The organism is Halomonas sp. GXIMD04776, assembly GCF_049808615.1.
GTDB lineage: Bacteria > Pseudomonadota > Gammaproteobacteria > Pseudomonadales > Halomonadaceae > Modicisalibacter.
In genome coordinates this window covers 80,071-102,976 of the sequence record NZ_JBNCAN010000003.1, presented here as the reverse complement: position 1 = coordinate 102,976, position 22,906 = coordinate 80,071, and the positions used below count along the sequence as shown (strand labels likewise).

The 22,906-nt window shown below is 61.6% G+C and carries 24 protein-coding genes; 17 read left to right on the top strand and 7 right to left on the bottom strand.

What is annotated here, in order from left to right; genetic code table 11:
- The first annotated feature begins 193 nt into the window (after positions 1-193).
- The gene (locus tag ACPF7Z_RS02845; RefSeq protein WP_425191648.1) at positions 194-628 is read left to right on the top strand and encodes an MliC family protein; all 435 of its coding nucleotides are present in this window, start codon (positions 194-196) and stop codon (positions 626-628) included.
- A gap of 149 nt (positions 629-777) precedes the next feature.
- On the opposite strand, the gene ACPF7Z_RS02840 is transcribed toward ACPF7Z_RS02845, so the two are convergent.
- Positions 778-1,185: a PIN domain-containing protein gene (locus tag ACPF7Z_RS02840; RefSeq protein ID WP_425191647.1), complete on the bottom strand. Its 408-nt coding sequence runs from the start codon at positions 1,183-1,185 to the stop codon at positions 778-780.
- Positions 1,182-1,439, bottom strand: a complete 258-nt coding sequence (locus tag ACPF7Z_RS02835; protein ID WP_425191646.1) for an AbrB/MazE/SpoVT family DNA-binding domain-containing protein — start codon at positions 1,437-1,439, stop codon at positions 1,182-1,184. Before ACPF7Z_RS02835 ends, ACPF7Z_RS02840 begins: the two co-directional genes overlap by 4 nt.
- Before the next feature lie 213 nt (positions 1,440-1,652).
- On the opposite strand from ACPF7Z_RS02835, the gene ACPF7Z_RS02830 reads away from it, so the two are divergent.
- Positions 1,653-2,177: a DUF1353 domain-containing protein gene (locus ACPF7Z_RS02830; RefSeq protein WP_425191645.1), complete on the top strand. Its 525-nt coding sequence runs from the start codon at positions 1,653-1,655 to the stop codon at positions 2,175-2,177.
- 81 nt (positions 2,178-2,258) lie between these two features.
- Complete coding sequence (locus tag ACPF7Z_RS02825) at positions 2,259-3,575, top strand: hypothetical protein (protein ID WP_425191644.1); 1,317 nt, start codon at positions 2,259-2,261, stop codon at positions 3,573-3,575.
- Between the two features lie 42 nt (positions 3,576-3,617).
- Here the strand turns inward: ACPF7Z_RS02825 and ACPF7Z_RS02820 are convergent, their stop codons facing one another.
- Positions 3,618-3,989, bottom strand: coding sequence for a helix-turn-helix domain-containing protein (locus ACPF7Z_RS02820; protein WP_425191643.1), 372 nt, complete (start codon positions 3,987-3,989; stop codon positions 3,618-3,620).
- A 149-nt stretch (positions 3,990-4,138) separates the two neighbouring features.
- Between ACPF7Z_RS02820 and ACPF7Z_RS02815 the strand changes: the two genes are divergently transcribed.
- Positions 4,139-4,747, top strand: coding sequence for a LysE family translocator (locus tag ACPF7Z_RS02815; protein WP_425191642.1), 609 nt, complete (start codon positions 4,139-4,141; stop codon positions 4,745-4,747).
- Positions 4,748-4,857: 110 nt separating this feature from the next.
- A complete protein-coding gene (gene purU / locus ACPF7Z_RS02810) occupies positions 4,858-5,724 on the top strand; it encodes a formyltetrahydrofolate deformylase (protein ID WP_425191641.1) in 867 nt (288 codons plus the stop codon).
- 31 nt (positions 5,725-5,755) lie between these two features.
- On the opposite strand, the gene ACPF7Z_RS02805 is transcribed toward purU, so the two are convergent.
- Positions 5,756-6,934, bottom strand: coding sequence for an alpha-hydroxy acid oxidase (locus ACPF7Z_RS02805; protein WP_425191640.1), 1,179 nt, complete (start codon positions 6,932-6,934; stop codon positions 5,756-5,758).
- Between the two features lie 126 nt (positions 6,935-7,060).
- Here ACPF7Z_RS02805 and ACPF7Z_RS02800 point away from each other — a divergent pair, with 126 nt between their 5' ends.
- From ACPF7Z_RS02800 to uxuA, 8 genes are all read left to right on the top strand, one after another.
- Positions 7,061-7,810 carry a GntR family transcriptional regulator gene (locus tag ACPF7Z_RS02800; RefSeq protein WP_425191639.1) on the top strand — a complete coding sequence of 250 codons (750 nt, stop codon included), beginning with the start codon at positions 7,061-7,063 and terminating at the stop codon, positions 7,808-7,810.
- Positions 7,807-9,018 (top strand): D-mannonate dehydratase ManD, encoded by a 1,212-nt coding sequence (gene manD / locus ACPF7Z_RS02795; RefSeq protein WP_425191638.1) that lies wholly within the window; start codon positions 7,807-7,809, stop codon positions 9,016-9,018. Before ACPF7Z_RS02800 ends, manD begins: the two co-directional genes overlap by 4 nt.
- 34 nt (positions 9,019-9,052) lie before the next feature.
- Positions 9,053-10,075, top strand: a complete 1,023-nt coding sequence (locus tag ACPF7Z_RS02790) for a Zn-dependent oxidoreductase (RefSeq protein ID WP_425191637.1) — start codon at positions 9,053-9,055, stop codon at positions 10,073-10,075.
- 46 nt (positions 10,076-10,121) lie between these two features.
- Positions 10,122-11,090 carry a TRAP transporter substrate-binding protein gene (locus ACPF7Z_RS02785; protein ID WP_425191636.1) on the top strand — a complete coding sequence of 323 codons (969 nt, stop codon included), beginning with the start codon at positions 10,122-10,124 and terminating at the stop codon, positions 11,088-11,090.
- 240 nt (positions 11,091-11,330) lie between these two features.
- Positions 11,331-11,900, top strand: coding sequence for a TRAP transporter small permease (locus ACPF7Z_RS02780; RefSeq protein ID WP_425191635.1), 570 nt, complete (start codon positions 11,331-11,333; stop codon positions 11,898-11,900).
- Entirely contained in the window at positions 11,900-13,177 is a 1,278-nt protein-coding gene (locus ACPF7Z_RS02775; protein WP_425191634.1) for a TRAP transporter large permease, read from the top strand. Before ACPF7Z_RS02780 ends, ACPF7Z_RS02775 begins: the two co-directional genes overlap by 1 nt.
- Before the next feature lie 6 nt (positions 13,178-13,183).
- Positions 13,184-14,653: a mannitol dehydrogenase family protein gene (locus ACPF7Z_RS02770; protein WP_425191633.1), complete on the top strand. Its 1,470-nt coding sequence runs from the start codon at positions 13,184-13,186 to the stop codon at positions 14,651-14,653.
- A 15-nt stretch (positions 14,654-14,668) separates the two neighbouring features.
- The gene (gene uxuA / locus ACPF7Z_RS02765; protein ID WP_425191632.1) at positions 14,669-15,847 is read left to right on the top strand and encodes a mannonate dehydratase; all 1,179 of its coding nucleotides are present in this window, start codon (positions 14,669-14,671) and stop codon (positions 15,845-15,847) included.
- 68 nt (positions 15,848-15,915) lie between these two features.
- Here uxuA and ACPF7Z_RS02760 read toward each other — a convergent pair whose 3' ends face one another.
- Genes ACPF7Z_RS02760 through ACPF7Z_RS02750 form a run of 3 tightly spaced genes read right to left on the bottom strand, consistent with a single transcriptional unit; the run spans position 15,916 to position 18,714 of the window.
- Positions 15,916-16,731, bottom strand: a complete 816-nt coding sequence (locus ACPF7Z_RS02760) for an HAD family hydrolase (RefSeq protein WP_425191631.1) — start codon at positions 16,729-16,731, stop codon at positions 15,916-15,918.
- Positions 16,728-17,714: a 2-hydroxyacid dehydrogenase gene (locus ACPF7Z_RS02755; RefSeq protein ID WP_425191630.1), complete on the bottom strand. Its 987-nt coding sequence runs from the start codon at positions 17,712-17,714 to the stop codon at positions 16,728-16,730. Before ACPF7Z_RS02755 ends, ACPF7Z_RS02760 begins: the two co-directional genes overlap by 4 nt.
- A 19-nt stretch (positions 17,715-17,733) precedes the next feature.
- Positions 17,734-18,714, bottom strand: a complete 981-nt coding sequence (locus tag ACPF7Z_RS02750; RefSeq protein ID WP_425191629.1) for a sugar kinase — start codon at positions 18,712-18,714, stop codon at positions 17,734-17,736.
- An 89-nt stretch (positions 18,715-18,803) separates the two neighbouring features.
- Here ACPF7Z_RS02750 and ACPF7Z_RS02745 point away from each other — a divergent pair, with 89 nt between their 5' ends.
- From ACPF7Z_RS02745 to ACPF7Z_RS02730, 4 genes are all read left to right on the top strand, one after another.
- Positions 18,804-20,225, top strand: coding sequence for a coniferyl aldehyde dehydrogenase (locus ACPF7Z_RS02745; RefSeq protein ID WP_425191628.1), 1,422 nt, complete (start codon positions 18,804-18,806; stop codon positions 20,223-20,225).
- A 10-nt stretch (positions 20,226-20,235) separates the two neighbouring features.
- Entirely contained in the window at positions 20,236-20,763 is a 528-nt protein-coding gene (locus tag ACPF7Z_RS02740; RefSeq protein WP_425191627.1) for a Tat pathway signal protein, read from the top strand.
- 23 nt (positions 20,764-20,786) lie between these two features.
- A complete protein-coding gene (locus ACPF7Z_RS02735) occupies positions 20,787-22,391 on the top strand; it encodes a GMC family oxidoreductase N-terminal domain-containing protein (RefSeq protein ID WP_425191626.1) in 1,605 nt (534 codons plus the stop codon).
- Positions 22,392-22,488: 97 nt separating this feature from the next.
- Positions 22,489-22,884 carry a putative zinc-binding protein gene (locus tag ACPF7Z_RS02730; protein ID WP_299245034.1) on the top strand — a complete coding sequence of 132 codons (396 nt, stop codon included), beginning with the start codon at positions 22,489-22,491 and terminating at the stop codon, positions 22,882-22,884.
- The last annotated feature ends 22 nt before the right edge of the window (positions 22,885-22,906 follow it).

Here is a 22,906-nt window from a genome sequence, read left to right as displayed (position 1 = left end):
GAGTACGTTTTCGCCTTGTGATATACGATAACTCTGCTTTTTGCGTTTGTCTCTTTGTAAGTGTCGATAAGAGATCGATTTTCAGTTTTCTGAATAAGTGCGTTCAAGTTAAAAAAAGAGTGGGCAGCCTGATTATTTTTGAGCGTTCTCTGCGCAATCTTACCGCGATGTTTATGAAAGGAGTGTAGTACCCATGAATCTAAGGTCATCTGATTTTGTTGTCGGGGCTTTGCTGTTCACCGTTACAGCATTAGCAGGGTGCGCCAATGGCGGCACTTCGGGTTCCGAAAGCTCGAGCGCCAGCCAAACCGGCGATTTGCAGTTTGAACAAAGGACTTACCGCTATACCTGCGATAACGATCAGGTAATAGAGGCAAGGTATGTGACAACGCAGGAAGGCAACGAGGGCGGCCCCGTCTTTCTTGTGCTTCAATACAAGGATCAGCTCTTCGGCCTTGCGCCTGCAGTATCGGCCAGTGGCAGTCGTTATATCGGCCATGCAGGTCTAACGACAGGCTCAGGCTTGGAGTGGTGGGGGAAGGGCAGTGACGCATGGCTGAGCCGCTTCACCGGTGACAATGCCCAGGAGACTGAACGACTGCAAACCTGCCGTCTTGATAAGTCTTGAACGGTACGCTCAAGGCGTCATGTGTAGATATGTAGAAAGGTTTACTCAATAAAAATGAGATATGAGCGCTCTGCTGCTTGCTGCCGACGGAGGCAGCAGAGTCTGTCAGATGAAATCATCGCGTGGAACGAAGCAAAGCGCTATGGTCATCACCTGACTTCCTTGGTACCGGGCAGAGCAAGTGCTCGGCTATCGAAGGTATAGGTTCCCGAGTACCGCTCGCCTTTGGAATGTGCAAGGTAGGCGGCTTTTCTGGCGATCAAGGCATCCGGGAAATCTGCATTCGTCTGGCGATAATCCTGTAAAGCTTGCCATACTGTCTCGTCGTCCTCGAACGTCAGGGTCGGCTCTTGTAGCAGGCTTTCGATAGCATCAACCAGTGCTTGCTTGCCGGCGCGATACTTCTTGCCCTTCAGTGTCCAGAGTGTTTCTACGAGGACGATATCCGTCATCAGTACCAATGTGCCGCCTTGGATCAGCGCCGTTGCTCGGCGCGCCTGGGCCTCGTTGTCCTGCAATAGATAGCGCAAGAGCACATTGGTATCGATGGCGATCAAGTCGCCAATTTCCGACTGGCATCGCGTTGCGCCAGTGCTTCTTGCAAGGAGTCTTCATCGCTCAGGGAAGGGTCTCCCGAAAGATGGGCAAGCGCGCCCTTGGCCGCACCAAGGCGTTGTTTCATCAAAGTGATTTGACCGTCGTGGATGAACACCTTGATCTTGTCGCCGGGGGCGATGCCCACCTCACGGCAGAGATCGATAGGCAGCGTGATTTGCCGCTTCGAGCTGACAGTAGCTAGAGCCTTGGTCATGAATTTACTCCCTTTCAACATGATAGTTGTTGAATTTCAAGAATGCTTTACTCTAAATAAATAGTAAAGTTTTTATGGACGCTTCCGGCACCAGGTGTGGCCACGCCCTGCTTGAGAGGGAAACGCTGCTACATCATCGAGTACGGCTCCTATAGAAGGCATAGGAGGAGTGTACTAGCCTCAACACCGGTAAGGATAAAAAAGGGAGGGGCCATGGACTACGGCGAGTTTGTCGGCGAGGTCGTGACCACCTGGCTGGTGGAGCCCGAATCACGGGATCGATTGATGCGCCTGGAGGCGGATTTCGTCTATCGAGACCCCCAGGGCCGAGAGTGGCTGGCGCCCAAGGGCCGAACGGTCAACGGTGCGAGCATCCCTTCTTTTTTATGGGGGCCGGTGTTCGGCTCGCCCTACATGGGCAATTTTCGTCGTGCCAGCGTGGTACACGATATCGCCGAAGAGGATCGTGAGTGTTCCTCTCGGGACGTGCACCGCATGTTCTTTTACGCCATGCGCTGCGACGACACCGAGCCCTGGCTCGCCAGTGTCATCTATGCTGCGGTTCGCGTGTTTGGCGAGAAATGGGACGCGCCACAAGACGTTGCCATGCAGCAGACCCAGGATAATGTCACCGCCTTCCTGGAAATGATTCACTCACCGGAGTTCACCGGAAAGAACGCTCCGGATGAGCTGGATAACCTGCTCGAGGGTTTCATGGGTCGGCGCCTGGGACGCTGATAGCTTTTCATGACGGTTCCGAGGGCAGTGCCAAGCTGTTAGGCTGCTTACACTATTCGTCACCGGCCTCGATAGACCGTCATGCCCACTCCGGCTTCTCCCTTGCCGCGCCATGCCCTGGCGGGCCTGCTGATCCTTTCCGGCCTGCTGCTCCAGATTCTCGGTTTCACCGAGTTCGACTCGGTGCCGCAACTGGTGGGCTATGCTTTCTGGCTGGCAACGCTGCTGCTGTGGCGCGACATACCCCAGCGTACCCGGCTCCAGGCGGGAGTTCTCGCTGGACTTGGGCTTGCCATGCTGCTGCTGACCGATCTCTATTATGAAGAGTCCGTGCGTTGGCCGGGCATCCTCGACGGCAATACCCATGTAGTGGCGATGCTGGTGGGGGTCAGTTTCATCGGGTTGATCGGCAACCGCCGAAAACGCTCTCTCGGGCGCTCCGTCACCGGACTGCGCGGTACCGCCGGGACCTGGTTGGGCGTCCATCTGCTGGGAACAATTCTCAACCTTTCCACGGTGTTCATGATCGGCGATCGTCTGGCCCGGCATGGCCCTCTTTCCCTACCCCAGTTACTGGCCCTCAATCGTGGCCTCTCGAGCGCGGCGCTCTGGTCGCCTTTTTTTGCTTCCATGGGCGTGGTGATGACGCTCGCGCCGCAAATGACCTATCTGAATGTGCTGGCGGTGGGCCTGCCGTTGGCGCTGCTGTCTGGGTTGATCACGTTGTTTGATCTTTCCCGAGGCTTCAATCTCTCGGAAGTAGCAGGGTTCTCTCTCTCGCCGCACAGCCTGATGATGCCGTCTGGCATGGCCCTGCTGGTGCTGCTCTTTCACTATCAACTGCTGCCAGGGTTGCAGATCATCAGCATCATTACCTTCCTGCTGCCGGCGGTGGCATTGATCAGCAACTTGGTTCAGGGGCTCCGTTGGACGCTCAAACGCACTCGTCAGCATGCGCTGGAGCGGTTGCCTGCCATGCGCGGCGAGATCTCTCTTTTTCTTTGCGCGGGGCTCTTCACCCTGGGGCTTTCGAGCCTGATCGATGCCGCTACCGGCGGCAAGTGGACGCTCTTCACCGAGTTCGGCGCCGTTCAAGGGGTGATCAGTTTCCTGGCCATCGTGGCGAGCGCCATTGCCGGCCTGCATCCCATCATTGGCGTGTCGGTGCTTGCCTCGATGCTGAATCTTCAGGGAGGAGAACAGACGCTTTTCGCCTTCGTCGCCCTCGGCGCCTGGGCGGTCGGCACTGCCGTAGGTCCTCTTTCGGGCATCAATCTTTCGCTACAGGGGCGCTACGGCGTCAGCGGCTACCGCATGATGAAGCACAGCCTGGGCTATGCGGCGGTGATGGCAGGATTGGTATCAGCGGGCATCTTCGGGCTTGATGCCTGGTTGTGATGGCGGGATCTTATCATTCCCAGCGTCAACAAACGGAAGGTTTCAAGCTCTCTTGGGCGGCTTGATCAGGCTTTCTGCCGGAATACCAAACATCTCGTGCAGCCTCCAGACCATTGCTAGAGTCAGGTTGCGCTTGCCATTCAAGATTTCGTAAACCCGATTACGCTGACCGATGGCCTTTTCCAGATCCCTGACCGTGAGTCCCTCTTGGTCCATGCGAAACTTGATGGCTTCTATCGGACCTGGCAGGTCAACTGGATAGTGTTCTGCCTCACAGGCTTCGATAAGGATCAGCAGCACCTCGAAGCGATCGCCATCGTCGGTACCGGGTTCGGGTTCGTTCTCGAAGAAAGCGGATGCTTGCCGCAGGGCAGCTTTATAGTCTTCCTCGGTACGAATCGGGCGAATGTTCATATATCACTCCATTTCAACCGTTGCGGCATTCACTTTGTCATATTCCTTTATACGCTTTTTGTGCGTATGAAGTGGAGTCCGACCATTTTGCCAGTCCAGCCGCGAAGGCATCTACTACACTCTGTTTTCAATAGAATCAGGAGATCGCCATGTCCTGGGAGTTCTTGCTGACGTCATTCGTCGTCGTGCTGTTACCCGGCACGGGTGTGATCTACACGCTCGCCGTTGGCCTGGGCCGGGGGTTTCGAGCCAGCGTTGCCGCCGCCTTGGGGTGCACGTTCGGCATCGTGCCTGCCGCCGTCGCCAGCATTCTCGGACTGGCGGCGCTGCTGCATACCAGCGCCTTGATGTTTCAGGTGTTCAAGTATCTCGGGGTGGTTTATCTCTTCTACATGGCCTGGAGCATCCTGCGAGAGGGCGGCGCCCTCGACGTTACCGACAATACGACTAAGGGGAGCTTGTGGCGTATCGCGGTGAGAGGGACGCTGCTCAATGTATTGAACCCGAAGCTGTCGCTGTTCTTTCTTGCCTTCCTGCCCCAGTTCGTGACGCCGGGCGCCGAAAACGCCACCCTGGCACTTGTCGGTCTTGCCGCGATCTTCATGCTGATGACGTTCGTGGTTTTCGTTGGTTACGGTGCCTTTGCATCTTTTGCTCGGGATTACGTGATCCGACGGCCTAGAGTCTTGCAGTGGATCAGGCGCGCCTTCGCCGGAGCCTTTGGCTTTCTCGGGGCCAGGCTGGCGACGTCCGAGTAGCGACATCTCATTGCCGTGCGTCTTGGGCCAGGCATGGGATTTATTCCCAATCCTCGACGCTGGCTGGTTAGAATGGTTCTTGCCTTTCATCGTCGATCGAGGAACCTCGCATGAGCGCCACCGACACCTGGATACTCACCGCCCAATGCCCCAGCCGCCTGGGCACCGTGGATGTGGTCACCCGCTTCCTGAAAGAGCAGCATTGCTACATCACCGAGCTCAACTCCTTCGATGATCGTCTGGCAGAGCGTTTCTTCATCCGTGTCGAGTTCCGCCCTGAAAAAGATGATTTTGACAGTGAGCGCTTCCAGGCCGAATTTGCCCCTCGAGCGGCAGAGTTCGACATGACTTTCGAGTTGGCCGCGCCCGCCAGGCGCATCCCGGTGGTGATCATGGTCTCCAAGACGGATCATTGTCTTAACGATCTGCTTTATCGCTACCGTACCGGTCAGCTGTCCATCGATGTGCGGGCGATCATCTCCAATCACCCGGATCTCGAACCCCTGGCCGTCTGGCATGAAATTCCCTATCACCACTGCCCGATAACGCCGGAAACCAAGCCCCAGCAGGAAGCCGAGGTGTGGCGTATCATCGAGGAAACCGGCGCCGAGCTGGTGATCCTGGCGCGCTACATGCAGGTGCTCTCGAGCGAGATGTGTACCCGCCTGAGTGGCTGGGCGATCAATATCCATCACTCTTTGCTGCCAGGGTTCAAGGGCGCCAAGCCTTATCATCAGGCCTACGAGAAAGGGGTCAAGCTGGTCGGTGCCACGGCCCACTACATCAATGACGATCTTGACGAAGGGCCGATCATCACCCAAGGCGTGGAAGTGGTGGATCATAGCCACTACCCAGAGGATCTGGTGGCCAAGGGTCGTGACATCGAACGCCAGACCCTGGCCCGGGCGGTGGATTACCACCTGCAGCGCCGGGTGTTTTTGCATGCAAAGCGGACGGTGGTGTTTGCGGGGAGCTAACGCTGGCGTCGCTTCCTGTTACAAGGCAGGTTCAACGACGGAGGTATGTAACCATATCCGCCCTTAACTCGGCCACGCTGCTGCAACCCAGCAGGCCGACGGTCCTGTCGATTTCCCGTTGCAGGATATCGAGGGCGTGCTCGACGCCGGCCTGACCGCCGGCGGCTAGGCCATACAGGGTCGCGCGTCCCAGCCAGACGGCATCGGCGCCCAGGGCCAGCGCCTTGACCACGTCCGTGCCGCGCCGAAAGCCGCTGTCGACATAGAGCTGGCAGCGCTCGCCGACTCGGCGTCTGGCCTCGGGAAGCACCTCGAGCGGTGAGCGTGCATGGTTGAGCTGCCTGCCACCGTGATTCGACAGCACGATGCCATCCACGCCTAGCCTGGCGGCCTGTTCGGCTTCTTCCCCCGAGAGAAGGCCCTTGAGAACGAGCTTTCCCGGCCAGTAGTCGCGCAGCCAGGCGATGTCATCCCAGTTCAGCGAAGGGTCGAGCTGTTCGCCGATCACCGCCGAGGCACCCTGCACGGTGTTCTTCCCGGGCGGCAGAAGATCGTCCAGATTCTTGAAGGTGGGCACACCATCCGGCACCAGAACGTCGAGCATCCAGCGCGGACGCGAGAGCACATGCAGCAGGTTGCGTGCATCGAGCTTCATGGGTTTGCGGAAGTTGCGCAGATCCCACTCACGATTTCCATAGATGGCGCTGTCGGTGGTGACGACGATGGTTTCGTATCCCGCGCTTCGGCAGCGTTCTGCCAGTTTCCTGACATAATCTCGATCCCGATAGAAATAGATCTGCATCCAGGCGTTCACTCCTTCCACGGCGGCAATGTCTTCGAGCGACGTCGTCGAGACATTGCTGAGCACGAAAGGGATGCGCTTGTTCGCCGCGGCCGAGGCGAGCTTGATGTCGCCATTCCTGGTTACTAGACCGCTGTAGCCTGTGGGGCCAATTACCAGCGGCATGGCGTAGGGCATGCCCAGCAGAGTGGTAGTGAGATCGCGCTTTCCCACCTTCGTCAGGGTTCTAGGCTCGAACAGATAGTCATCGAAGATGGCGCGATTGCGGGTGAGGGTTTGTTCGTCGTCAGAACCGCCATAGATGTACTCGAAGACGAAGTTGGGTAGACGCCTTTGCGCGAGATGCTCCAGGTCGACGATGCTCAAAGCCTTGTGATGGCGGGTTCCTGTATAGGGGCGGCGTTTCATCGTTCTTCTCGCGATCTAGATTAAACTAAGGTCTAAGATAAGGTGCTTTCACTCTTCCTTGCATACTACCATACTAGCTGTGTCAGATAAGCTAGAGTTGCTCCTACCTGATAGAGGCGTTTCGCCATGAACACGAGATTGCTGACGCTATGGCAGAAGACGGATGATCGCGGCGCCGTGCGTCAGCGTCTCTACCATGTCCTGCGCCAGTCGATCATTCGCATGGTCCTGGCGCCGGGCCAGGCGCTGTCGGAAAAAGAGATCGCCGATACCTTCAACGTGAGTCGGCAGCCGGTGCGCGAGGCTTTTATTCGTCTTTCCGAGGCGGGGCTGGTGGAGGTTCGACCACAGCGAGGCACCTATGTAGTACGGATCTCTCAGCAGGCGGTACTCGAGGCACGCTTCGTGCGCGAGGCGATCGAGGTTGCCGTAGCGAGGCTGGCCGCCGAACAGGGGCTGGACGAAGCAACGCTGGCCGAACTGCAGGAGTTGATCGAACGCCAGCGCCGTTGTATCGAGCCTCAGGACTATGACCGTTTCTTTCAACTCGATGAGGCCTTCCATCGGACGCTGTCCCTGGGCGTACACCAGCAGGCCGCCTGGCGCGTCACCGAGGAGGTCAAGGCGCAGTTGGATCGCGTACGCTATCTCAGCGTGCCCGACAGTACCCCGATCGACAAGCTGATCGATCAGCACACGCGCATCGTCGACACCATCGCGCGGCGCGACATCGAGGCGGCCGCCAGCGCCATGGCCGTGCATCAGCGGGAAATCTGGCAGTCGCTGCCCGATCTGGTGCGCCGCTTCCCGGCGATGTTCGAGGATTCGGCAAGCGCGACGCTTTTGTCCGAACACGAAACGGAAGCGAGCCTATGAAGATTCAGGATGCCTATGTGATCGTCACCGCGCCGGGGCGCAACTTCGTGACCCTGAAGGTCGTCACCGCCTCGGGCATCCACGGCATCGGCGATGCCACCCTGAACGGCCGCGAGCAGGCGGTGGTCGCCTATCTCGAGGAGCACGTCATTCCCGCCCTGATCGGTCGCGACGCCAGCCGCATCGAGGATACCTGGCATTATCTCTATCGTGGCGCCTACTGGCGGCGCGGGCCGGTGACCATGAGCGCCATCGCCGCGGTGGACATGGCGCTGTGGGACATCAAGGCCAAGGCCGCCGGCATGCCGCTCTATCAGCTGCTCGGCGGCAAGAGCCGTGAAAGGGTCATGGCCTACGCTCACTGCACCGGCAAGGACATCGAAAGCTGTCTTGCCGAAGTGGCCCGCCATGTAGAGCTGGGCTATAAAGCGGTGCGCGTGCAGGCCGGCATTCCCGGTATTCCGACCATCTACGGCGTCGCCAAGCGCGATGGCGAGCGCTACGAGCCGGCGGACGCCGAACTGCCTGCCGAGCACGTATGGAGCAGCGAGAAGTATCTCAACCAGGTGCCCAAGCTGTTCGCCGCGGTGCGCGAGCGCTTCGGCGACGACCTGCATGTGCTGCACGACGTGCACCACCGCCTCACCCCGATCGAGGCGGCCCGGCTGGGCAAGGCGGTCGAGCCCTACCACCTGTTCTGGCTGGAGGACTGCGTGCCCGCCGAGAACCAGCAGAGCCTCAGGCTGGTGCGCGAGCACACCACCACGCCCCTGGCCATCGGCGAGGTGTTCAATTCGATCCACGATTATCGCGAGCTGATCGAGAACCAGTGGATCGATTATATTCGCACACCCTTGACCCACGGTGGCGGCATCACCCATGTCCGCCGGATCGCCGATCTGGCCGCGTTGTACCACATTCGTACCGGCTTTCATGGACCCACCGATCTGTCGCCGGTGTGTCTCGGCGCGGCGATCCACTTCGATACCTGGGTGCCCAATTTCGGCATTCAGGAACATATGCCCCATGACACGGCGACGGATCAGGTATTTCCCCACGACTACGCCTTCGAGGACGGCCACTTCCTGGTAGGCGAAACCCCGGGTCACGGCGTCGACATCGACGAAACCCTGGCGGCCCGGTACCCCTACAAGCGTGCCAGCCTGCCGGTCAACCGGCTCGAGGACGGCACACTCTGGCATTGGTAGCCCACCAGCCCACCGAATGATGAAGGAGAGAAGCATGCAAGCATTTCAAGTGAAGGCACCTCATGATTTCAGCATCGTCGATATCGAGATGCCCCAGGCCAAGGCCGGCGAAGTGCTCGTCGGTGTTGCTTTTGCGGGCATCTGCGGCTCCGACATGCACATCATCCACGGCAACAACGCCTTCGTGCGCTTCCCGAGGGTCACCGGCCACGAGTTCGCCGGGGTGATCGAGGCGGTCGGCGAGGGCGTCGAGGGGATCACCGTTGGCGAGCGGGTGTGCGTCGATCCGGTGGTCAGCTGTGGTGAGTGCTACCCGTGTCGCATCGGGCGGCCCAACATCTGCACCCGGCTGGAAGTCATCGGTGTGCATCGCGACGGCGGCTTCGAACAGCGGGTCAGCGTGCCCGCGGCCAACGTGCATCGTTTGCCCGAACATGTCGGCCTCGATCAGGCGGCCCTGGTCGAGCCTTATTCTATCGCCACCAACGTGCTCGATCGCATGCAGCCCATCGAGGGCGATGGTCTGCTGATCTTCGGCGCCGGGGTCATCGGCCTGACCATTCTGCAGGTCGCCCGGGCCAAGGGCTTGACCGACATCACCGTGTGCGACGTCATCGATGTCCGTCTGGAGACAGCTAGTGCCCTGGGTGCCAGCCACGTCGTCAACGGCGAAAAGGAAGACATCGAGGTGGTGATGGCCGAGCGCACCCAGGGCGAAGGCGTGCCATTGATCGCGGATGCCGCCTGCGTGCCGGCGCTGTTCCCGTCGCTGGTGCGCATGGCCTCCCCGGCGGGGCGTATCGGCCTGCTGGGCTTCAATGCCACGCCCTGCGATCTGGTGCAGCTCGAGGTGATCAAGAAGGAGCTGACCCTGGTTGGCTCGCGGCTCAACAATCGCAAGTTCCCCGAAGTCATCGAGATGCTCGCCAGCGGGCGGCTCGATGCCACGGCGCTGGTCAGCCACCGGCTGCCCTTCGCCGAGATGAGTGAGGCGATCCACATGATCGATCACCATCCTGAAAGTGCGCGCAAGGTCTTGATCGACCTGAGTGCTTGAACGCCATTGGAATAACAGCCACAACATCGCGTCAGGAGTGACCACCATGCTCAAGCAACTTTTCGCTAGTACCCTTATCGGCTCGGCGCTGCTCGCAGCGCCTTTCGCCATGGCCGCCGACTACACCCTCAAGTTCGGCCATCTGGCCAACGAGCAGCACGTCTGGAATCAGGCCGCCAAGCATTTCAAGCAGCAGGTCGAGGAGAACTCCGATGGCCAGATTGAAGTGCAGATTTTTCCCAACGAGCAGTTGGGCAATGAGATGGATACGATCAACAGCATTCAGTTGGGCACTGCCGACATGACCATCACCGGGGAAAGCCTGCAGAACTGGGCACCCCTGGCCGCGATGATGGCCGTACCCTACGCCTTTCGTGATTCGGAGCATCTGCGCAAGGCGGTACAAGGCGACGTTGGCAAGCAGATCGAAACGCAGATCGAGGAAAAGACCGGTCTGGTGCCGCTTACCTGGTTCGAGCGCGGCCCCCGTGAGCTGACCTCCAACCGTCCCATCAAGAGTCCGGACGAACTCAGTGGCCTGCGTCTGCGTGTGCCCAACGTGCCGCTGTTCGTGGATACCTGGCAGGCGCTGGGCGCCAAGCCGACGCCGATGGCCTTCAGCGAAGTCTTCACGTCGCTGCAGCAGGGCACCATCGACGCCCAGGAGAATCCGCTGTCGCTGATCGAGAGCGCCAGCTTCAACGAAGTCCAGGACTACGTGAACATGACCGACCATGTGCGTAGCTGGATCTACGTGGTGATCGGCAAGAACAAGCTCGAATCGATGCCGGACGAGCTGCAGCAGGTCGTCATGGACGCCGCGGAATCGATGCACGAGTTCGAGGCCGAGAAATTCACCGAGGATCAGAAGCGTCTCGAACAGGCGCTCAAGGACGCCGGCATGGAGTTCGTCGAAGTCGATCAGCAGGCCTTCGCCGAAAAGGCCGGGCCCGCCGTCGAAGCCTCGCTGAATGAGGAGCAGCTGGCACTTTACGAAGCCATCCAGAACCTCTAAGGAATCGCTGCATAAATGCCTACACGAACGAATTGCTGCGTTGCGCGGTACTCGGAAACTCGCCTAACCCCATGTTATGTCTCGTTTCCTGCGCTCCGTGCGCCTTGCACTTCATTTCGCTCGGCGATTTATTCAGCAATTCCCTAAGCCATTGCACAACCGGCTTCGCATCCTGAATAACGAGGTGGTGCGAAGCCGGTAACCTCGAAATGCAGTGCATAAAGTATCAAGGGCGCTTACATGAATGAATCCGATGTGCAGCCTGGCGATTCTCTCCATGCCATCGCCGAGATACCTCCCTTGGGTGGAGCGTTTGGGCGGCTGATAACATGGCTCGATCGACTGTTCGGTGTCCTGGCTTCCTTGGCGTTGCTGGGCATTGCGGCGGTAGTGCTGTTGCAAATTTTTGCGCGCCTGGCGCTGCCTAGCTCACCGGCATGGACGGAAGAGCTGTCGCGTTATCTCTTCATTTATATGGTGGCGCTCTCATCAGGGCTGGTGTTGCGGCGCAACCGGCACGTCAATGTAGAGTTGTTTCATCAGTTTCTCCCCTGGCGCGGGCAGTTGGCTTATCGCGCCCTGGTATGCCTGCTGGTGGGAGGGTTCGCTCTGCTGATGGTGCCCTATGCCATGCAGTACGCGCGGATCGGCGCCTTTCAGACGTCACCGACGCTCAAGGTACCGATGCTTTATATCTTCTTTTCCACCGCTGTCCTGTTTGGCCTCAATGTTCTTTATGCGGCGCTGGGCCTGATCGAGGCCGCCGTGGCCATCGTTCGTGGTCCATCGTCTTACCAGGAGCGCGTGTGATGGAAATCGCCATACTCTTCAGCGTGTTTCTCGTGCTGCTCTTGTTGGGCGTGCCAATTGCCTTTGCCCTTGGAATTTCGTCGCTAAGCTATCTGCTTATCGAGGGCATCTCCCTGACCATCGTGCCCCAGAAGCTGTATGGCGGTATCGACTCCTTCGTGCTGCTGTGCATTCCCGGCTTCGTGCTGGCCGGCAACCTGATGAACGTGGGCAACATTACCGATCACATCATCCGCTTCTGCAATGCCCTGGTGGGCCATGTGCGCGGTGGGCTGGGGCTGGCCAACGTCGGCGGCTCGATGCTGTTCGGCGGTATCTCCGGCACCGCGGTGGCCGATGCCGCCAGCATCGGCTCGGTGATGATCCCCGGCATGGCGCGGGCGGGCTACGACAAGCCCTTCGCCGCGGCGGTGACCGCCGCCTCGTCCACCATCGGCCCGATCATCCCGCCCAGCGTGCCGATGATCATCGTCGGTTCGCTGGGCGGCGTCTCGGTGGGCAAGATGTTCTTGGCCGGCGCCATACCCGGGCTGCTGCTGGGCGTGGCGATGATGATCACCACCTACCTCCTGGCGGTACGGCGCAACTATCCGCGGGAGCGGCGCTCGAGCCTCAAGGAACTTCTCCGGGAAGGGCGCAGCGCCTTCTGGGCATTGCTGATGACCTTCATCATCCTCTACGGGATCATCGGCGGCCTGTTCACCCCCACGGAGGCCTCGATCGTCGCCAGCCTGTATGCCTTCGTCATCGGCATGTTCGTCTACAAGGGGCTCAACTGGCGCAACCTGCCGCAGATCATCGTCGATACGGTGCTGACCTCGGGATCGTTGATGCTGCTGGTGGGGCTGGCCAACCTGTTCGGCTGGATTCTCACCAGCCAGCAGATTCCCCAGCTGATCGCCGACGGCATTCTCAACATCAGCGAAAAACCCATTGTGGTCATCCTGATCCTCAATCTGATCCTGTTGGTGGTGGGGTCGTTCATGGAGACCATCGCCGCCCTGATCATCTTGTTTCCAGCGCTTCTCGGCGTGGCGACGGGGATCGGCATGGACCCGATCCATTTTGGCCTGATGGCGGTACTCAACCTGATGATCGGCCTGACCACGCCGCCGGTGGGGGTCTGTTTGTTCGTCGTCTCGGGCATTGGCAAGCTGCCCATGCTGCGGGTGGCCCGTGCCATCCTGCCGTTTCTGATATGCAACCTGATCGTGCTGCTGCTGGTCTCCTATATCCCCGCGCTTTCCCTGTGGCTGCCTAATCTGTTGATGGAGTAAGCGTTCATGACTGCCAAGGCTATTGCCTGCTTCCGTGGCCAGGGCCAGCTCGGTATCGTCCATCTGGGCCTGGGCGCCTTTCATCGCGCCCATCAGGCGGTGTTCCTCGAGCGCTATCGACAGCGCACGAATGATGCCGGCTGGGGAATCAGCAGCGCCAATCTGCGCTCGAGCGTGGGGCTGGTCGATGCCCTGCGCGAGGCGGATCATCGTTACCATGTGGCGGAATATGCCGATAGCGAAAATGTGACGCTGCGTGAGATCGGCGTGATCGAAGAGACGCTGTTCACCGGCTGCGACGGTGAGGGGCGCTGGGGTCGCGATCTCGAGGCGTTATTGACGCGTATGTCCGCCCCCGAGACCCGTATCGTCACCCTGACCGTCACCGAGAAGGGGTATTTCCTGAGTCCGGCCAGTGGCGATTTGCTGATCGATGACCCCATGATCGCCTTCGACATCGCCAATCCCGCTTCGCCGCGCACCGCGCCGGGTATCCTGGTCGAGGCCCTGGCGCGGCGCCGGGCTGCCGACGTTGCTCCCTTCACGGTGCTCAGTTGCGACAACATGCCGGACAACGGCAAGCGTACCCGGGCGGCGGTAAGCCAGCTGGCGGCACGTCGCGATGCGGCGCTCGCCGAGTGGATCGAGCGCGAGGTGGCTTTCCCATGCAGCATGGTCGATCGCATCGTGCCGGCCATGACCGAGGCGGATTTCGCGCGGCTCGCTGAACTCGGTGTCGAGGACGAGAACGCCGTGGTCTGCGAAGCCTTCGCCCAGTGGGTGATCGAGGACGACTTCCCCCAAGGCCGCCCAGCCTGGGAGTCGGACGGCGTCGAGATGGTGACTGATGTCGCGCCGTTTGAAGCCATGAAGCTCAGGATGCTCAACGGCAGCCATTCGCTGCTCGCCTACCTCGGGGCGCTCGACGGCATCGAGACGGTGTTCGAGGCGGTGAGCCGTGACGACCTCAAAACCCTGCTGCGCCGCTACATGCTGGAAGAGGCCGCACCGACTCTCGCCATGCCCGAGGGCACCGATCTGAAGGAATACGCCGAGCGGCTTATCGAGCGTTTCGCCAACGACAGCCTGCGTCACCGCCTGCAGCAGATCGCCATGGACGGCAGTCAGAAACTGCCCCAGCGCTGGCTCGACGGTGCCCGAATGCGCCTTGAAGCGGATGAGCCGGTGCCCTGCACGACGCTCGGCATCGCTGCCTGGATTCGCTACACCAAAGGCGAAGATCTAAACGGCACTCCCTATCCGGTGGACGATCCCCTGGCGGAACGCTTCCAGGCGCTGCACGAACGCCACGGTGATGACTCCGATGCGCTGGTGCGCGCCTTTCTGGAAGAAGAGGCGGTCTTCGCCCCGGCTCTGGCCAGCGCGCCCGGCTTCGGCGAGGCAGTCACCGCCGCCTACCGTACCCTGACACAACGCGGCTTGAGCGCGGCCCTGGCCCAGCTCGAGCGCGCCTGACACGAGGACATCAGCATGGAACACACCTGGCGCTGGTTCGGCCCCAACGATCCTATTCGCCTCGACGAGGTTCGCCAGACCGGAGCCACCGGCATCGTCACCGCCCTGCATGACGTTCCCAACGGCGAAGTATGGACGATCGAGGCGATCGAGGCGCGTAAGCGAATGATCGAAGCCGCTGGTCTGACCTGGTCGGTGGTGGAGAGCGTGCCGGTCACCGAGGCCATCAAGAAGGGGCTGCCGGAGCGTGACGCCCATATCGAGACTTACTGCCAGACGCTACGCAACCTGGCGGCCTGTGGCATCGACACGGTCTGCTACAACTTCATGCCGGTGCTCGACTGGACCCGCACCGATCTCACCTACCGCCTGGCGGACGGAGCCCTGGCGCTACGCTTCGACCAGACCGCCTTCGCCGCCTTCGATCTCTACCTGCTCGAGCGCCCCGAAGCGGCGCAGGAGTACGGCGACGACGAAAAGGCCGCCGCGCGGGCCTATCTCGACACCCTCGACCAGCCGGCCCGGGACAAGCTCACCAACAACATCATCGCCGGACTGCCCGGCGCCGAAGAGCACTACACCCTTGCGCGCTTTCGCGAGGTGCTCGCCGAGTATGACGAGATCGACGCCGGCAAGCTGCGCGAGCATCTGGGGTATTTCCTGCAGGCCATTATTCCGGTGGCTGAAGAGGTCGGCATCCGCATGGCGATTCACCCGGACGATCCGCCCCGGCCGCTGCTCGGCCTACCTCGGGTGGTTTCCACGGCGCAAGATGCCCAATGGATTCTCGACGCCGCGCCGAGCCCGGCCAACGGCCTGACCCTGTGCACCGGCTCCTACGGGGTGCGCTCGGACAACGACCTGGCGGACATGGCGCGGCGCTTCGGCCCCAAGGTCTACTTCGCCCATCTGCGCGCCACCCAGCGCGAGCAGCCGGACCCGCGCTCTTTCCATGAAGCGCCGCATCTGGCCGGCGACGTGGACATGGTGGCGGTGATCGCTGCGCTGGTGGAAGAGGAGCGTCGCCGCGAGCGCGAAGGCGGCCCGCGACTGCCGCTGCGCCCGGACCACGGTCACTACATCCTCGACGATCAGCATCGTGACACCGCGCCGGGCTACCCGCTCTACGGACGGATGCGCGGCCTGGCGGAATTGCGCGGCGTGGAAGTCGCGGTCAGGCAGTTGATGGGCTGATCCCACAAGCGCATCGAGGCCACGACAAGCCCCGCCGATCGCTCGGCGGGGCTTTCACGGAAAGCCCATCAACGCCACCAGTCGTTGGGAGCTTCGTCGTCCAAGGGTTGGCCACCATCGGTATCGGCCAGGGCGCGTGCCTCGGCGCTTGCCGTGCCGTCCTCGCCAATGGCGTTGGCGGCATCGACCACCTCCGCCATGAAGCGCTCCCGCTCGCGTCGCACCACATATTCAGCGATAGCCTCAGGCAGCTCGCTGGCATGACGGATCTCGATGGCGCCTTCCGGTGCGGTTTCTTTCTCGGGAAAGTGATTGAGGTGAACCACCCGCATGCCGGCTTCGAGCCCGGCGGCCACGCCGACGGCGGCATCGTCGATCACCACGCAGCGCTCTGGAGAATAGCCCATGGCGTTTGCTGCCTTGAGATAGAGTGCCGGGTCGGGCTTCCACACGCCCAGGGTATAGGCGCTGAACAGGTTGTCGCCGAAGTGGTGGGCAAGGCCGGCGCTTTCCATGGCGCAGCGGATCTTGCGCTCAGGGCCATTGGAAACTACCGCCTTGGTGTGATCGGCAAGTGCCCCGAGGGCTTCCGGCATGCCGGTGATGGGTTCGAGTTCGGCGCGCATGCGAGCCTCCATCATCTCGCGCATGTCGGCTTCCATCTTGGGGAACAGGCTTTCGGCCAGAGCGCCATGACGCGCCTCCTGCGTCTGGACGATGGAAAGAAAGCGCACGCCACGAAACTCCTCCATGTACTGCGTTGCAGTAAAGGGCAGGCCGTAGCGCGGCAGTACCTCCGCCATTACCTGGGCGAGCAGGATTTCGCTGTCGACCAGGGTGCCGTCGGAGTCGAAGAGCAGGCAAAGGGGAGCGGTCGCGGTCATGGTTTACTCCAGGCATCAGCATTGACGAGATTGATCGGCCGCTGGCCCTGGAGCGCCAGGGTGATGTTGTCCACGGCACGCTGGGCCATGGCGTTGCGGGTCTCGGTCGTAGCCGAGCCGATATGCGGCAGCGCCACCACGTTGTTCATGTGCGGCAGGGGAGAGTCCTTTGGCAGCGGCTCCTGTTCGAACACGTCGAGGCCCGCCGCCTTGATATCGCCATACTTCAGCGCCGCGATCAACGCCGGTTCGTCGACCACCTTGCCCCGGGCGATGTTGACGAAGATCCCCGAGGGCTTCATCAGGCTGAATTCTCGCGCGCCGATCAGTTTCTCGGTATCGTCGGTCAGCGGCACGGTGACGCAGACGAAGTCGGCTTCGGCGAGCAGCGCATCGAGTTCGCGACGTTCGGCGCCGAGTTCGGTTTCCAGTTCCGGCTTGGGGGAGGCGTTGGAATAGAGAATTTTCATGCCAAATCCCAGGGCGCCGCGGCGGGCGATGGCGGCGCCGATACGCCCGAAGCCGACCATGCCTAAGGTCTTGCCGTGCACGTCGCTGCCGAACTGGGCTTCACCAATACCTGCTTCCCAGTTGCCGCGCTTGATGAACTCGGCAAGTTCCACGGCACGCCGGGCGATGGCCATGATCAACAGAAAGCCGGTATCGGCGGTGGTTTCGGTGAGTACATCCGGGGTGTTGCAGAGCAGGATGCTGCGGCGGGTCAGCTCGTCGATCGGATAGTTGTCGACCCCTACCGAGATGCTGGCGATGGCTTCCAGGTTGGGTGCCCTATCGAGCAGGTCGGAGGTGACGGCCAGGCTGGCGCCACCAACCAGACCATGGGCACCTTGCAGCGCCTCGTGAAAGGCCGGGTCGTTGGCCAGGTTGGTGCCGGAGAAGTGCGTGACGTCGAAGTTTCGGGCCAGCGCGGCCAGCTGATCGTCGGTCAATCGGCCATAGACAAGAACGGATTTCTTGCTCATCAAAATATCCTTGCTTGATTCAAACCGTCAGTTCGGCTTCGAGGGCGTCGAGCCGGGCGCGGCTGGGCAGCCCTTCCATATCGCCAAGCACCTGCACCGCGAGAGAGCCGATCAGGTTGCCCCGGCGTGCCGCCTCCTGAGGCGAGCGTCCGTCGAGTAGGGCACTGACCACGCCGACCGCGAACGCATCGCCGGCACCCACGGTATCGATCACCTCGGCCACCGGGAAACCGGGCACACTGGCTTCTTCCTCCTGGCCGCCCAAGGTGCCGCGATAGTAGCTGCCTTCGGGGCCGAGCTTGATGATCACTGCCTTGGCGCCCTGATCCAGGTAAAAACCGGCGATGTCGTAAGCGGTCTCGTAACCGGTAAGCAAGCGGCCCTCGGCGAGCCCTGGCAGCACCCAGTCGGCGCGAGACGCCAGATCGTTCAAGGTCTCACGCATCACGGTTTCGCTTTCCCACAGACTGGGACGCAGATTGGGGTCGAAGGAGATGCTGGCGCCGGCGGCTCGGGCGCGCTCCAGCAAGTGCTGGAAGAGTTCTCGGCTGCTTGCCGAGATCGCGGGAGGAATGCCCGTGGCGTGCAGATGGCGTAGGGCAGAAAAGTCTACGCTCCCGGCATCTTCAGTAGTGAGATGACTGGCGGCGCTGCCCCGGCGGAAGTATTCGGTACGCGGATCCGCGCCGCCCAGGGCGCGCTCCTTGAACATCAGCCCGGTGGGGTGCTCGGGATCGACCTTCAGGTGGCGACAATCCAATCCTTCCGCTTCCAAAGTGCGACGAATGAAGGTACCGAAGCTATCGTCCCCGATCCGGCTTAGCCAACCGACATTAAAGCCCAGCCGAGAAAGGCCGATGGCAACATTGGTATCGGCACCGGCGATACGACGCTGGAAGCGCTCGACATCCGCCAGATCGCCGGAGGTCTCGGCGATGAATAGCGCCATCGCCTCGCCGAAGGTAAGGATTTCGGGGCCGGAAGCAGGCGATCGCGTCATATGTTTCTCCTCTTGATAGTGAGCCTATATCGTACCGCGTCACAGCGAGTGATATAACGCAGAAGACGCAACGCCACCCGGGATGTTTCATGACCGATCGTTCACACCTCAACGCCGATCTTGAGTGCTTGCTCGCTGCCCAGCGCGAGGCTTTCAATCGGGAGCCCATGCTGGAAGCGGCGGCGCGCATTCGTCTGCTCAAGGCGCTCAGGGGAAGCCTGATTCGCCATCAAAATGCCCTGATCGAGGCCATCAGCCATGACTTCGGCCGTCGTTCGCCTTATGAAACCCGCTTCGCGGAGATATTGCCGACGGTGCAGGGTATCGATTATGCGGTGAAACGGATACGCCGCTGGATGAAGCCTTCCCGGCGCCGGGTCGGGATAGCCTTTCAGCCGGGCCGGGCGCGGGTGGTGTATCAGCCCCTCGGCGTGGTGGGCATTATCGTGCCCTGGAACTATCCGCTCTATCTGGCCCTGAGCCCATTGATCGCCGCCCTGGCCGCCGGCAACCGGGCGATGCTCAAGATGAGCGAGTTCACCCCGGCCACCGCCGAGGTGGTGGCCCGCTTGCTGGGCGAGGTCTTCGAGGAGGACCGGGTCGCGGTGGTCACCGGCGAGGCGGAGGTCGGTCAGGCGTTCTCGCAGCTACCCTTCGATCATCTGCTGTTCACCGGCAGCACCGCGGTAGGCAAGCACGTGATGCGCGCCGCCGCGGACAATCTGACCCCGGTGACCCTGGAGCTGGGCGGCAAGTCGCCGGCCATCGTCTCCAGGGACGTCCCTATCGAGCATGCCGCCGAGCGCATCGCCTTCGGCAAGGGGCTCAATGCCGGCCAGACCTGCGTCGCGCCGGATTACGTACTCTGTCCGCGAGAACGGGTGGACGAACTCGTGGCGGCGCTGCGCCAGGCGTTCACACGGCTCTACCCAAGCCTCGTCGACAACCCGGACTACACCTGGATCGTCAACGAGCGTCAGCATCGGCGGCTCGGCGACGTCCTTGATGACGCCCGGGACAAGGGCGCCCGAGTGATCGCCCTCGACCCGGCCGATGAGAGTTTCGAGGGTTCGCGGGTGATACCGCCGACCCTGCTGCTCGATGTCACCGATGACATGCGGGTTCTGCAGGAGGAAATCTTCGGCCCGCTGCTGCCGATCGTCCCGGTCGAGAGCATCGAGGCGGCGATGGCCTATGTGGCTCGTCGCCCTCGCCCGCTGGCGCTGTACTACTTCGGCTATAACAGGGCCGAGCAGCGCCGCTTGATGACCCACACTCACGCCGGGGGCATGTGCGTGAACGACAGCGTGCTGCACGTCGCGCAGGAGGACATGCCCTTCGGCGGCATCGGTGGCTCGGGCATGGGGCAGTATCATGGGCACGAGGGCTTCCTCACTTTCAGCAAAGCCAAGGGAGTGTTCATCAAGCAGCGTCTCAACACGGCGAGACTGATCTACCCGCCCTATGGCGGACGGTTGCAGAAACTGATTTATCGCTGGTTTGTACGCTAAGGGAGTGCCGATGCCGACTGTGCTCTCGCGTCGCGAACTCCTGAAGCTGGGCCTGGGCGCCAGCCTGGCCCTGACCACGGTGGGGGTCACGGCGAGCCTCTCGGGTTGCTCATCCGCTCAGCCGGCGGCGGGTTTCATGGTGCTGCGCGATAGCGATCTGGGGCTGCTGGCCGTGTTGCTTCCTGCGGTGATCGGCCCCCATCCTGCCCTGGCAGACAATGAAAGCGCCGCCGATGCGACGCTTCGTCAGCTCGATCGCAGCCTGGCGGCCATGTCGCCGGCCATTCACAAGGACGTTTCCGAGCTGCTCGATCTGCTCAACCTGCCGCTCACCCGAGGCCCATTGACCGGTGTTTGGGGCGCCTGGGAGAACGCATCACCCGGCCAGATCGATGCCTTTCTGATTCGCTGGCGCGACAGCCGCTTTGACCTGCTGCGTCAAGGGTACAAGGCGCTCAATCAGCTGCTGTCGATGGCCTGGTACGCGCTGCCCATGGCCTGGGCCGAGACCGGCTATCCCGGGCCGCCGCGCGTATGAATGACCACAGGAGATAAATGCCCATGCCGGTACCTGATCCGTTCCTGCAAGGCCTCGCCCGAGGCTGGCGCGTACTGGATGCCTCCCGACTCGATGAAGGTCAGGTCTTCGAGGCCGACGTGATCATCGTCGGCACGGGGGCCGGGGGCGGCACCAGCGCCGAGATCCTGACCCAGGCCGGACTCTCCGTGGTGCTGGTGGAGGAGGGGTCGCTCAAGACTTCTTCCGATTTCGAGAACGACGAGGCCAAGGCCTATGCCGAGCTCTATCAGGAGGGGGCGGCGCGCATGACGGCGGATGGCGGGATCAGCATCTTGCAGGGGCGAACGGTAGGCGGCTCCACCACCGTGAACTGGACCAGCAGTTTTCGTACCCCGACGCCGACCCTGAAGCATTGGGCGGCGGCCCACGCGGTAACGGGCCTCGATGCCGAGAGTCTCGCACCCTGGTTCGAACGCATGGAAGCACGACTTGGCATCGCGCCCTGGGCCGTCCCGCCGAATCCCAACAACGACGTGCTGCGTGCCGGCTGCGAGGCGCTGGGCTGGCACTGGTCGACCATCCCGCGCAACGTGCGTGGCTGCTGGAACCTCGGTTATTGCGGCACCGGCTGCCCGACCAACGCCAAGCAGTCGATGCTGCTGACCACCCTGCCGGTCGCCCTGGAGGCCGGTGCCACCCTGATCCATGGCGCCCGGGCGGAGCGCCTGGTTATCGAAGACGGGCGAGTTGTGGGAGTGGAATGCCGGGGCATGAACGCCACCTTGAGCCGGGCCGATGGGCCACGCCTGCAGATTCGTGGCCGTCATGTAGTACTGGCGGGTGGCGGCATCAATACGCCGGGTTTGTTGTTGCGCTCGAAGGCGCCGGATCCGTTCGAGCGCCTTGGCAAGCGCACCTTTCTGCACCCGGTGGCGCTGACGGTGGCCCAGTTCGATCAACGCATCGACGGCTACTACGGCGCGCCGCAATCCGTGCATAGCGACCACTTTCAATGGCGCGAGGGCGTGACCGGCCCCCTGGGCTTCAAGCTGGAGGTGCCGCCCATGCAGCCCAGCATCATGGCGGCGCTGTTCGGTGGCCATGGGGTCGAGGGGCTTGCGCGCATGGGCCGGCTCTCCCACAGCAGTGTGGCGATCGCCCTGATGCGTGATGGTTTTCATCCCGAGAGTCAGGGCGGGCAGGTGCTGTTACGAGGAGACGGCACGCCGCTGCTGGATTATCCGCTCAACGACCATCTCTGGGACGGGGTCAAGCGCGCCTACCTGGCCATGGGCGAATTGCAGTTCGCCGCCGGCGCCGAGACCGTGATGCCGGGGCATAGTCATGCGCGTCTCAGTCGGGATTGGCCGGATTTTCGCGCGCAGGTGGGGCGCCTCAGCTATGCGTTACATGACGTGCGTTTGGCCAGTGCCCACGTGATGGGCGGCTGCACGATGGGAGACGATCCGCGCCATGCGGTGGTCGACAGTCGCGGGCGTCATCATCAGCTCGAGAACCTGTCGGTCCTCGATGGTTCGCTGTTTCCGACCAGCATCGGCGCCAATCCCCAGCTCTCCATCTACGCCATCGTCGCCTGCCTGGCGAGCCGGCTCGCTGAAGAGATGAACAGTCAGCGTCATCCTTGACCTCACTCAACATACCGATGTCGTTAGCATGCGAGCATGGTCGACGTCGGGGGGCTTAGCCCTCTTTTGACGTCTCTCATCATTACAGGGAGGAATCATGACCAGCATGCAACGTCCAAGTAAACCCCGCACCCTGATCTATTCCTGCTCGGGTTGCTCCGACGTGGCGCAGCTCGCCAATGAAACCGCCGTGCGCCTCGATCATGCCGGCGTAGCGGAGATGTCCTGCATCGCCGGGGTCGGCGGCGGCGTGCCCGGGCTGGTAAAGACCGCCCGTTCCGGTCGGCCGATCGTCGCCATCGACGGCTGCCAGATGCACTGCGTCAGCCACTGTCTGAATAACGCCGGCGTCACCGCCACCGAACACGTCAAGCTCTACGAAATGGGCTACAAGAAGCGTCGCGGCAAGCGCTACAGCGACGAAGAGATCGCCCGGGTCTGCGACGATGTCAGCAATATCATTGCGCGGTTGCCGATGAACGAAGACGCCTGAGGTCGCTTCGACGCGAAACCAG